This window comes from Inconstantimicrobium porci (assembly GCF_009696465.1).
Taxonomy (GTDB): domain Bacteria; phylum Bacillota; class Clostridia; order Clostridiales; family Clostridiaceae; genus Inconstantimicrobium; species Inconstantimicrobium porci.
The window spans coordinates 191,758-202,868 of the sequence record NZ_VULX01000001.1 but is presented as its reverse complement, the minus strand read 5'-3'; the positions used below and the strand labels follow the sequence as shown (position 1 = coordinate 202,868).

General features: G+C 30.6%; 13 protein-coding genes. 1 reads left to right on the top strand and 12 read right to left on the bottom strand.

Features of this window, described 5'->3' with window-relative positions; all coding sequences use genetic code 11:
• Positions 1-83: 83 nt before the first annotated feature.
• Positions 84-1,061, bottom strand: a complete 978-nt coding sequence (locus FYJ33_RS01000) for a hypothetical protein (protein ID WP_154529900.1) — start codon at positions 1,059-1,061, stop codon at positions 84-86.
• Positions 1,062-1,150: 89 nt separating this feature from the next.
• Between FYJ33_RS01000 and FYJ33_RS00995 the strand changes: the two genes are divergently transcribed.
• On the top strand, positions 1,151-2,854 hold the full coding sequence (locus FYJ33_RS00995; RefSeq protein WP_154529899.1) for an Rqc2 family fibronectin-binding protein: 1,704 nt from the start codon (positions 1,151-1,153) through the stop codon (positions 2,852-2,854).
• Between the two features lie 54 nt (positions 2,855-2,908).
• Here the strand turns inward: FYJ33_RS00995 and FYJ33_RS00990 are convergent, their stop codons facing one another.
• The 11 genes from FYJ33_RS00990 to FYJ33_RS00940 all read right to left on the bottom strand — a co-directional run bounded on the left by FYJ33_RS00990 (position 2,909) and on the right by FYJ33_RS00940 (position 10,969).
• Positions 2,909-4,054 carry a THUMP domain-containing class I SAM-dependent RNA methyltransferase gene (locus tag FYJ33_RS00990; RefSeq protein WP_154529898.1) on the bottom strand — a complete coding sequence of 382 codons (1,146 nt, stop codon included), beginning with the start codon at positions 4,052-4,054 and terminating at the stop codon, positions 2,909-2,911.
• A complete protein-coding gene (pyrR, locus tag FYJ33_RS00985; RefSeq protein WP_154529897.1) occupies positions 4,054-4,614 on the bottom strand; it encodes a bifunctional pyr operon transcriptional regulator/uracil phosphoribosyltransferase PyrR in 561 nt (186 codons plus the stop codon). The genes FYJ33_RS00990 and pyrR overlap by 1 nt, the downstream gene beginning before the upstream one ends.
• Positions 4,615-4,617: 3 nt before the next feature.
• A complete protein-coding gene (locus FYJ33_RS00980; RefSeq protein ID WP_154529896.1) occupies positions 4,618-5,529 on the bottom strand; it encodes an RluA family pseudouridine synthase in 912 nt (303 codons plus the stop codon).
• Positions 5,530-5,684: 155 nt separating this feature from the next.
• The gene (locus tag FYJ33_RS00975; RefSeq protein ID WP_154529895.1) at positions 5,685-6,293 is read right to left on the bottom strand and encodes a DivIVA domain-containing protein; all 609 of its coding nucleotides are present in this window, start codon (positions 6,291-6,293) and stop codon (positions 5,685-5,687) included.
• A gap of 17 nt (positions 6,294-6,310) precedes the next feature.
• Positions 6,311-7,078, bottom strand: coding sequence for a YlmH/Sll1252 family protein (locus tag FYJ33_RS00970; protein ID WP_154529894.1), 768 nt, complete (start codon positions 7,076-7,078; stop codon positions 6,311-6,313).
• Between the two features lie 4 nt (positions 7,079-7,082).
• Complete coding sequence (locus FYJ33_RS00965) at positions 7,083-7,526, bottom strand: cell division protein SepF (RefSeq protein WP_154529893.1); 444 nt, start codon at positions 7,524-7,526, stop codon at positions 7,083-7,085.
• Between the two features lie 15 nt (positions 7,527-7,541).
• Positions 7,542-8,204, bottom strand: a complete 663-nt coding sequence (locus FYJ33_RS00960; protein WP_154530147.1) for a YggS family pyridoxal phosphate-dependent enzyme — start codon at positions 8,202-8,204, stop codon at positions 7,542-7,544.
• Positions 8,205-8,290: 86 nt separating this feature from the next.
• Positions 8,291-9,010: a DUF881 domain-containing protein gene (locus tag FYJ33_RS00955; protein ID WP_154529892.1), complete on the bottom strand. Its 720-nt coding sequence runs from the start codon at positions 9,008-9,010 to the stop codon at positions 8,291-8,293.
• Positions 9,011-9,021: 11 nt separating this feature from the next.
• Positions 9,022-9,363, bottom strand: a complete 342-nt coding sequence (locus FYJ33_RS00950) for a small basic family protein (protein ID WP_154530146.1) — start codon at positions 9,361-9,363, stop codon at positions 9,022-9,024.
• Positions 9,364-9,373: 10 nt separating this feature from the next.
• Positions 9,374-10,099: a DUF881 domain-containing protein gene (locus FYJ33_RS00945; protein ID WP_154529891.1), complete on the bottom strand. Its 726-nt coding sequence runs from the start codon at positions 10,097-10,099 to the stop codon at positions 9,374-9,376.
• A 27-nt stretch (positions 10,100-10,126) separates the two neighbouring features.
• Entirely contained in the window at positions 10,127-10,969 is an 843-nt protein-coding gene (locus tag FYJ33_RS00940; RefSeq protein WP_154529890.1) for a cell division protein FtsQ/DivIB, read from the bottom strand.
• Positions 10,970-11,111: the final 142 nt, after the last annotated feature.

The following is an 11,111-nucleotide window of genomic DNA, read 5'->3' as shown; positions in this document are numbered from 1 at the left end:
TAAAAAATCCCAGGAAAGAAAGCGTTTTAAAATTTACTTTCTTTCCTGGGAATATAAAATCATATTTTTTGTACACCACATCATTAATTGTTTTTAGCTATATGGTTTTTAGCTTCTAAAGGACTTTTCAGCTGTATTTCATTATCTGTACTTGAGAATAAGTATAATCCTTCGTTATTTTCTTCATCTAGACCTATAAAGTACACATCTTTATCTTTCAAATAAAGAAATGAATCTTGTCTAATATTTTTAGGAAAATCATAATTTACTTTTTCTATTTTGCCATTAGTTATAAAATATAAGTCAACTCTTTCACTATTACCTGCCATTATAAAAGCTGTATTATTGATACTCTTAATATCAAATACATTTTTATATGGTACCTCAATATTAAATGATGCAGATCTATCATCGCTTAGATTTATCATCCTACTGCTGCCGTCATACGAGTTTACAAGATAATATATGCTGCCGCCAATTACTTCCAAATAATTCACAAATCCATCATCTATCCTAGCAGCCATCTTTGCTTTTTTTGTATTAATATCGTAATAATATAAAGCAGCCTGATTATTAACTACACCATAAAACACAAGTGTACTGCTGTCTTTCCAATCAATGCAGTTTCCTGACAAAGTTATATCAACATTAATGTTCTTATGATCATCTATATTAATTACGCCATAAGAATACGAATCACCATCTGCAGACTTATAAAACACTCTGCTGCACTTATCATCTATCTTTATAAATTCAGTGTTATCCGGCATCTTAACATTCTTATCACCTTTTTGTATAAGTATACTGCCGCTATCGTTGTATTCAGTAGTATTAAACTTTTCGTTATAATATAAGAGATACTTATCTTTAACATTATTATCTGTAATTTTCTCATACTTATCATTTTTAAATGTATAATTTTCTATTTTATCATCTTCTGTTTTCTGAATTATAAACTGTTCCATTTGTACTAGCTTAATTTCCTTTGTAACTTTTTTAGTACATCCGCATATAAGCAAAACAGGAATAATACAGATTAATAATTTAAATACTCTTTTCATTAACTTACCACCATAACGTCTTTATTTTATTGTAACTTCTTTCAAATAAATGTTATACTATTTTTGAGAAAAAGGGAAGGTGATATATTATGGCATTTGACGGTATTTTTCTACACAAGGTAGTTCAATCTTTATCAAATGAACTCATAGGCAGAAAAATAGATAAAATTAATCAGCCTGAAAAAGATGAAATTCATATTTCTTTTAGAAATTTAAAAAAGATAAAATTACTTATTTCTGCAAGTTCTTCATATCCAAGAATACACATGACAAAACAGACAAAACCTAATCCAGATAAGGCACCGATGTTCTGTATGGTACTTAGAAAATACCTTATCGGCGGAAAGATTTTGAACATAAAACAGTATAATAGTGACAGATTTTTGTCAATGGATATTGAAACTACTGATGAAATGGGATTTAACAGTGTATATACACTTTATATCGAAATCATGGGCAGACATAGCAACATCACCCTTGTAAGATCCCGTGATAATAAAATAATGGACTGCATAAAACACATAACTCCAGAGATTAATACAGTAAGATTACTTCTTCCAAATGTAGAATATGTATTTCCACCATTGTCAGACAGAATAGATCCTTATGATACTACTTCATCCCCTGATAATATATTAGGAAATCCTATAGGAAATTCTTCATTCTACTCAAAAACATTTAACGGTATCGGCAAACAGTTCTCAAAAGAACTATATACTGAAAACATCAGTAAAGAAAATTTTGATAAAGTAATCTATGAGGATATTTTAAATAAATTATCTCAAATAGAAGATCAAAATGTTTCTTATATCTTTATGGATAATAACGGAAAAGTAATTGATTTTTACTGTTGCGATTTGCCATCCTTAAAATATACTTCAGCAAAGAAGTTTGAAAACATCAATGATCTTCTTGATGAATATTATGCTGTAAAGGATAAACAGGATAGACTTACATCAAAAGCTTGCAGTCTTACAAAGCTTGTGAAGAACAATATTGAAAGATGTGAAAAGAAGCAGAAAATTTTAAATAATGAATTAAGTGACTGCCTGAAGAAAGAAGATTATAAGATTAAAGGTGAACTGTTAACATCATATATTCATTCACTTAAGCAAGGCGAGAAAGAAGTAACTCTTCAAAATTACTATAGTGAAAATCTTGAAGAAATAAAAATTAAACTTGATCCATTAAAGACTCCTTCAGAAAATGTACAGTCTTACTTTAAAAAATATAATAAACTTAAGAAAACAGAATCTGCAGCCAATGAACAGCTTGAAAAGAACACCGAAGAACTTGATTATCTTAATTCAGTTCTTACTTCAATCATTAACGCTGAAGAATATACAGACATAGAAGATATCAGAAATGAACTCGTAGAATCTGGATATGTTCGCCACACAAGAAACAACGGCAAAAAAAAGGATAAATCAAAACCTATGCATTTTATATCATCAGACGGTATATCAATATATGTAGGTAAAAATAATATCCAGAATGATTATCTCACTTTAAAGTTTGCTGACAAACGTGATTTATGGCTTCACACAAAGAACATTCCTGGTTCACACGTTATAGTCAAAGCATTTGATGTTCCAGATACTACTCTTGCTGAAGCTGCAGCCCTTGCCGCATATTACAGCAAAGGCAAGAATTCTTCAAAGGTAGATGTTGATTATACTATTGTCAAGAACGTTAAGAAGCCTTCCGGTGCTAAACCTGGAATGGTTATTTACTATACTAACAGCACAATAGTTACAGAACCAAAAGAACCTGATATAGAGAAAGTTAGATAATAAAAAGCGTCATTATCACTAATCGATAATGACGCTTTTCTCTTATAAATTACTCTAGAAGAACTTTCTGTTTTTAGCATTCTTATTATCAAAATACTGATAATAATAGCACTTAATCTTTCCGTTATATAACTTTCTGTTCTTGTCAGATTTTCTGCCAAGATATCTTTCAAATTTTTCGTATGAAGTAAGTACGTATAAATCCCATGTATCAACACTTCTCTTTATATCTCCTAAGATCTTATAAAGTGACTGTACTTCTTTTTCATCAGACAATCTTTCGCCATAAGGTGGATTTGTAATCATTATTCCATACTTCTTGTTTGAACTAAAGTCTTTTACATCTCTTCTCTGGAAATGTATGCAGTCTTCTACTCCAGCTTTTTTTGCATTAACTCTTGCTGTAGCTAGAACTCTGCCATCAATATCATAGCCCATCATAGTAAGCTTAACATCATTTTTAATAACATTTCTAGCATTTTCCCTTACTTCGTCAAAAACTTCTTTACCTATTAGTGGCCATTCCTCACAGACAAACTTTCTATTTAGACCAGGTGCAATATTTTTTCCTATTAAGGCTGCCTCAATTAAAATTGTACCTGAACCACAAAATGGATCTTCAAGCACAAGATTGCTATCCCATTTTGATATAAGTACTAGTGCTGCTGCTAATGTTTCCTTAAGCGGTGCAGCCCCAGCATTAGCTCTATAGCCTCTTTTATGCAATCCAGGTCCTGATGTATCAATAGTTAATGTAACCACATCCTTAAGTATAGCTACTTCAACTTTATATTCAGGTCCATCTTCCTTTAGCCAGTCTACTTTATATTTTTCCTGCATACTCTTAACTATAGCCTTCTTAACAATAGACTGACAGTCTGGGACGCTGTGAAGTGTAGACTTTATTGATTTTCCAGTAACATGGATAAAGCCATTTTCAGGAATAAATTTCCACCAATCAACAGCTTTAGTTGCGTTAAATAATTCTTCAAAACTTGTTGCTTTAAATTCTTTTACTTTAATAAGTACTCTTTCCGCAGTTCTAAGCCATGTATTGGCAATGGCTACATCCATTTCGTCTCCTTCAAAAGTCACTTTACCATTTTCAACTTTAAGATCATCATATCCTAAAGCTCTCAGTTCTTTGGCTGTAATAGATTCTATACCAAATGTTGCCGTAGCTATTAGCTCAAACTGCATTATTTGTCACTCCTGTCTACTTCGTATATTTTAACAGAATCCTCTCCATCAATTTCTTTTATCTCAACAGATACTATTTCACTCTTTGCGGTAGGTATATTTTTACCTACATAATCTGCTCTTATAGGAAGTTCTTTATGTCCTCTATCTATAAGCACAGCCAGCTGTATTGAATTAGGTCTACCAATATCAACAATTGCATCAATAGCAGCTCTTACAGTTCTGCATGTATATAATACATCATCAACAAGAATCACCTTCTTGCCCATGACATCCATATTATGGACATTACTCCTTAGTTCAGGTTTTTCAGATAATGTGCTTAAATCATCTCTGTACAATGTAATATCAACGCTCTCTACAGGAACATCAACACCTTCGATTTTCTTAATATTTTCTGCAATCCTTTGAGCTAAAGGATACCCTCTTCTTTTTATACCAACTAAAACTATATTTTCTACTCCTCTGTTTTTTTCTACAATCTCATGAGAAATTCTCACAAGAGTTCTTTTAACAGACTTTTCGTCAAGTATATTGGCCTTAAGATTACCTGTTTCCATATTCTATACCCCCCTCAGTTTATCAAGCACCCGCTTGTAATAACTTGGAATTTCGGACACAAATTCCATATATTCATTAGTTCGTGGATGAATAAATCCAAGTTTTCTCGCATGAAGAAATTGTCCGTTGCTCTTAAATCTCTGTTTCTTATGTCCATAAACAGGATCACCGATTAAAGGATGATTTATATATGCCATATGTACTCTTATTTGATGTGTACGACCTGTTTCAAGTCTGCAAAGCACTAATGCCTCATCCTTAAAATTCTCAAGAAGTTTATAATGTGTTACAGCACGTTTTCCATCACTTACCACTGCAAACTTTAACCTGTCCTTTGGGTTTCTTCCTAAAGGTTTATCAATTGTTCCATATTCATTTTTAATTCTCCCCTCAACAAGAGCAACATATTCACGAGTTATTGAATGATCTTTAAACTGCTCCGCAAGTTTAATATGAGAATAATCGTTTTTTGCAATAACAAGAATTCCTGATGTATCCTTATCTATTCTATGAACAATACCAGGCCTTATTACTCCATTTATACCAGAGAGATCTTTACAATGATATAAAAGTGCATTTACAAGAGTACCACTGTAATTGCCTGGAGCAGGATGGACAACCATCCCCTGAATTTTATCTACAACAATAATATCGCTATCTTCATAAAGTATATTAATATCAATATCTTCAGGCTCAACAGTAAGGCTTACAGGTTCTGGTATTTCCACTCTTACTCTGTCGTTTATTTTTAACTTGTAATTAGACTTAATGTTTTTATCATTGACCTTAACACTGCCATTTTCAATAAGATTCTGCAGATGTGATCTTGAAACATCTTTAAACCTTACCGACAAAGCTTTATCTATTCTTATATTATTTTCATCTTCTAAAACTGTAAATTCAGTATTTTTCAATTTTTTTCACATCCAGCATATTTTCATTGCAGTAATTTAGATTACCGTTTTTTTATTATATCATATTAAAATATAAAGAAGAACATAAATTCAATTTAAAAGTGATTATTTAATCTTTCCATAATAAATAAAAAAAATAATCCTGAAATACAGGATTATTTTTTAGCAAAGAAACTTTTTATTTCATCTATTCCATCATCAAAATGTTCTTCATCTAAATTTTTTATTGTTTCTGTTGTATCATCAACAACTTCAATACCTTTATCATCTAGAGATGAATCATCAGCAGCCTGAGCAATGCTAAAATTCTTAACATAATCTTTTTCAAGTTCATTAAATGTATCAAGCTGTGTATTCATGAAGTTTCTATATTTAGTTCTAAACTTTGTGAATTCCTGCTTAACCTTATCATACTCATCATTTATCTGAAGAACATCACTGTGAGCCTTATCCAATATCTTCTGAGCAGTATCATTAGCATTCTTAATAATAAGTTCAGATTCCTTTTTTGCAGTAAGCTTTGACTGTTCTGCTGTGTTCTGAGCTAAAACAAGAGTATTCTGGATTGTATTTTCAATCTTTGAATAATGCTCAATTTTTTCATTAAGACCAGATAGTTTTTCTTTAAGTGATGTATTTTCCTTAAATAGGCTTTCATAATCTTCAACTATCTTATCTAGAAATTCATCAACTTCTTGAACGCTATAGCCTCTTATTCCTCTTTTAAATTCTTTATTACTTATTTCCATAGGAGTAAGTTTCATTTTTCTATTCACCTCAATTATGTAAATTTTTTTGTGACTACTCTTAATCTACCACTCTTGCTATTTCCTAGTGTCACATCAACTATAAATTTTCCATACTTTCTGATTGTTAATATATCGCCCTTATTAATTAATTTACTTTTATCCTTAGACACAATGTAATTCAATGACACACTACCAGATAATATTAGTTTTTCAGCTTTTGCTCTTGATAACCTTGTAAGCTCTGATACAAAATTATCAAGTCTCATACTGGCTACAAGCACAACACTTTCTATAAACTCACACTCAGGAATATCATTGTCATCATAAACTACTTCAATATCTACTGGAGAATTACCAACATTAATTAAATTTTCTTTCAAAAATATTTCTATGTCATTGCAAATCATAGCATAACATGAACCATCCTTCACAACAAGATCACCCAGTCTGTTTCTTTCAAGTCCAAGATTCAAAATACATCCAAGGTAATCTTTATGAAGCAACTCCCTAAATCTGTTACTACTAGTTATCTTAATCATTGAAACATTGCATTTTTCAACATCCATATCATTAAAAACAATAATTCCCCGCTCAAAAAAATCAAATCTGCTATATAACTTACACTCTATACCTTCGGAAGTGCATATATGTTTAATAATATTATAAACACTTACAGTATAAAACTTCTTTGTACAGACTTTAACACCATTTGAAGCTAATTTATAAATATCATAAAGCTGCGCTATTTCGAACTTATTCTCACTGGAATCAAAAAAGCTTGTAAATGTCTTTTTATCCAAAGAATTATTTACTCCAGTTAAATAAGCCTTTATTGCTTAATTCTGATTTTAATTCATTAGTAACTTCTACATTAGATGGTGAAAGAAGATAAACTCCCTTTTCAACTTCTTGTAGCGTAGCATCAAGTACATAACATGCACCACTTATTGAATCTAACACTCTTTGTGCAACTTGTTTATCTAATGCTGTTGTATTCACAACAACAATCTTTCTATTTTTAACTGCATCACTAATTTCAGAAGCATCCTCAATACATGTAGGTTTTGTTATCATAACTTTTGCAGATATTGCAGTGTGAATATTAACAACCTTATTATTCTTTCTTATAAATGGTGTTTCAACAACATTTTCTTCTTCTTGTTCTTCAAGTAATTCATCATCTTCAAAATCCTCATCTTCGTAATCAAACCCAATTATTTTGCCTAATTTATTAAATACATTTGACATAAAAAAACCTCCAAACTATATATCATAATCTCTTTTTCCAAATATTCCTTCACCAATTCTAATCATATTTGAACCACACTTCACAGCTATCTTATAGTCATGTGTCATCCCCATAGATAAAACTTTCATTGAAATATTTTTATATTGTTTATTTTTTAATTCATTCCAGATTGCGAAAACCTGTCTAAAATAAATTTCGTTTTCTTTTTCGCTACCTTTAGGAATTATAGCCATTATACCATGAATTTTTACTTTTGAACACTCTTCAACAGCTTTTATAAGTTCTGGTAAGTTTTCTTCCAAAACTCCATACTTTTGTTCTTCACGTCCAATGTTAATCTGTATCAGTGCATCTGCTGTAAGATTTCTCTTAGAATATTGTTTTTCAATTTCATCAAGAAGTCTCACGCTATCAAGAGAATGAATAAGATGCACCTTTCCTACAATATACTTCACTTTATTTCTCTGAAGATGTCCTAGAAGATGCCATCTAATATCATCCTGAAGTTTATCATGTTTATCTACAAGTTCTTGTACTTTATTTTCTCCAAAATCACGTATGCCACACATATATGCAGTTTTAATATCTTCAAGCGGCTTTGTCTTAGAAACAGCTATAATTTTAACACTGTCAGGAACATTGCTACGCAATTCTTTTATATTATCAGCTATATCCAACATATACCCTCCCCATGAAATTATATATTAGAATATATTCTTCATTTTTTGATAAAATCCTTCTTTTATTTAAGATTTATATAATATTATTTTAAGTTATTAAAGCTTTCATCTCCTGAGTATCCGTTTATGTGAAGCTCACCTTCTTTATGAATACTAACACTGATATCCCTGTTTCTAAGAGTCTTCACATAACTATCGTTTCTTTCAAGTACTGAACATAACACATCTTTATCTCCTATAGCATCAACTGTAAATGGACCTGGTGTCTTTACTCCATTTATATTAAGGAATGCCCAGCCACATAATATTTCTGAATTAGGCAGTACTCTCTGACCATTAATCGCAATTGCCTGAGCTCCTGCAAGTTTTAACTCATTAATTAATTTCATCATATCATTATCATGAAGCGTTTTAACATAAAGCAGTGTATCATCCTTAGGTTTCTCAGTAAGCGTATCTACTCCGTCAGATAATAAAATCTTAACGCCAGGGCCTTTTACTGCAGCAAAACCGATGCTCATTTTATTGTAGTCAATTTCCTGTTTCATATCCTCGAGAATCTTCTCATCCTGTTTGCCACCATAAGTATAATTATTAATCTTATTTTTTATTTCATCATTGGAGTGCTTCAATTTTGAAATAGTACTTAATAACTGATTTCTCTCAGCATATGCCTGCTGATATTCTTTTGTACTAAGTTGTACATACTTAGTGTCATTATTAATATTAATATTTCCTACAACTAACAACCCAATAATAACAGACATCAAAAAAGTCATTACTTTTAAATTTCTGCCTTTCATATATATACACCTCAGTTATTTTTTCTTCTTTTTTCAAGCAACAGACGTCTTATAATAGCAAAGTTATCAAATATTCTACCACCGAATACAATTACAGCTGCAATATATATTGGTATACCAAGCTTATCTCCCAAATATGCTAAAAGAGCAGCTAGTATTGCGTTTCCGAAGAAACCAGAAATAAATATATCTGCTTGAAAGTTCTTTGATAACCCCCCTTTAATAGCACCAAATACCGAATCCAGACACGCTAGTATTGCTACTGACATGTATGGAGAAAATTGTTCAGGTATATTTATATTTAATTTTAATCCTAAAATAATTCCTATAAGCAATCCAATAACTGCTATCATCATATCACCCCTATTTATTATCTATTGTCATATTATCAGTACTCATTTTCTGAGTAGATTTCGATATTGATATTTCTGATGAAGGAGATATCTTTTTATCATAGCTTCTCCCAAGTGCGCCATAATCTAATGCTCCTATAAAGTTAAGTCCACCCTCAAGGTTTGTTTTATCACCAATAACTTTTATTGTAATTTTATCTTTAGGAGAAACCCTATCGTTATTGCCTATCCATATATAATTGCTTGCAAATTTTATCCCTGTCTGAGGAGTAATTCTAATGTCATTAACTGCAATTGCTTCTGCTCCGGAATAATTTAACAAATTCACTACATGAATTAATTCTTCATCAGTAATATAGTCAGAATCACTTGCTGAAAAAACAGTGGACTTTGGTGTAAGGTATAATATAACTCCTGGTCCTTTTACATCAGAAGATCCTATTATCATTCTTGATTTTTCAAGCTGATTCTTCATTTCCTTTGTGATGTTACCACCCTTAGCTGCTTCTTCTTCTATACCCTTTAAGTCATCGAATAACTTACTATTCTGTTTTTGAAGTTCATCTTTTTCTTTCTTAAGACTTTCTATTTCAGCCAAAACATCTGCACTATTTTTATTTTTATCTACCGAGTTTTTATCTTTTATAGATAAAAGCTTAAATTGATATGCTAAAAAAAATCCAAGTAGTGCACAAACAAATGCCACAAAAATTTGCGAATATATTTTTTTCTTCAACTACATATACCTCCTGAACACTTCTATTTAGTCACCGTATTCCTCTTTATTTTCTTGTCCATTAACTATACTGTCAATCGTCTCTTTTTGTTTCTTGTCATCATGCTCTTCAGCCGGATGTTCTTCATCCATCACCACAACCCTATCAGTTGACTGAACGTTTATATACCCTTTTTTCAAGTTAACTTTAGAATCATTTAAAATATTGATTGCCCTATTAACCTTCTTTTCAAATTCTTCATCTGAGCCTAATAGAATCTTAACATCATTATGATACAGGATAAGATTATTTCTAGTTGATACATCAGCTTTGCTGAATGATACTTTTGATGTATTTCTACCTAAAAGTTCAGCCAGTTTAGATGCACTTTCAACTACTGATGTTTTTGAGGTAATCTTTTGACCTACATTTCTATTATCAATTTTAATGTTTTGCATTTCAATCAGTTTTAATCCTGATATCTTATTTTTAACTTCTAAAATCGATAAGTCATCTGCAAGTATATAATAGTCTGATTTTTCCTTTACATAATAACATGCATTTTTTTCAATTATTTTTACAGTCAGTTCATTAGGATAATGCTTCTCAAAGCTTATTGATTCCACATAAGGATTTTCTTTAATATTTGTTTCTGCCTTTTTTGTATTAATAAAAATCATATTCTGCCCTATAGGGTTATATAACTTATACAGTTCTTCATCATCTATTATCTTATTATTCTTATACTGTACTACTTTAATATTAAATATAGGCGCCTTCGCAAAAAATAAAAATAGCAACAATAAGAAAAACAAAATGAACATAATCATTTTCTTTATTTTCTTCTTTTTCTTTTTGGTTTTAATAAAATTATTTATTCCCTGTTCCATGCTCTACATAATTCCTTTTTAAATTTTTAGATTATTTATACTTAGCACCACATATTGTGCCCTTTAACACAGTAACCCTTAAATATATACTACCATTAAACACATTACATTGCATTATTTTTTTATAAGAAAAGCACTGCAA

Coding starts and splice junctions, on each gene's coding strand:
- FYJ33_RS01000 (WP_154529900.1), bottom strand. CDS start 1,061: ATGAAAAGAGTATTTAAATTATTAATCTGTATTATTCCTGTTTTGCTT.
- FYJ33_RS00990 (WP_154529898.1), bottom strand. CDS start 4,054: ATGCAGTTTGAGCTAATAGCTACGGCAACATTTGGTATAGAATCTATT.
- FYJ33_RS00995 (WP_154529899.1), top strand. CDS start 1,151: ATGGCATTTGACGGTATTTTTCTACACAAGGTAGTTCAATCTTTATCA.
- FYJ33_RS00965 (WP_154529893.1), bottom strand. CDS start 7,526: ATGTCAAATGTATTTAATAAATTAGGCAAAATAATTGGGTTTGATTAC.
- FYJ33_RS00950 (WP_154530146.1), bottom strand. CDS start 9,363: ATGATAGCAGTTATTGGATTGCTTATAGGAATTATTTTAGGATTAAAA.
- FYJ33_RS00955 (WP_154529892.1), bottom strand. CDS start 9,010: ATGAAAGGCAGAAATTTAAAAGTAATGACTTTTTTGATGTCTGTTATT.
- FYJ33_RS00975 (WP_154529895.1), bottom strand. CDS start 6,293: ATGAAACTTACTCCTATGGAAATAAGTAATAAAGAATTTAAAAGAGGA.
- FYJ33_RS00940 (WP_154529890.1), bottom strand. CDS start 10,969: ATGGAACAGGGAATAAATAATTTTATTAAAACCAAAAAGAAAAAGAAG.
- pyrR (WP_154529897.1), bottom strand. CDS start 4,614: ATGGAAACAGGTAATCTTAAGGCCAATATACTTGACGAAAAGTCTGTT.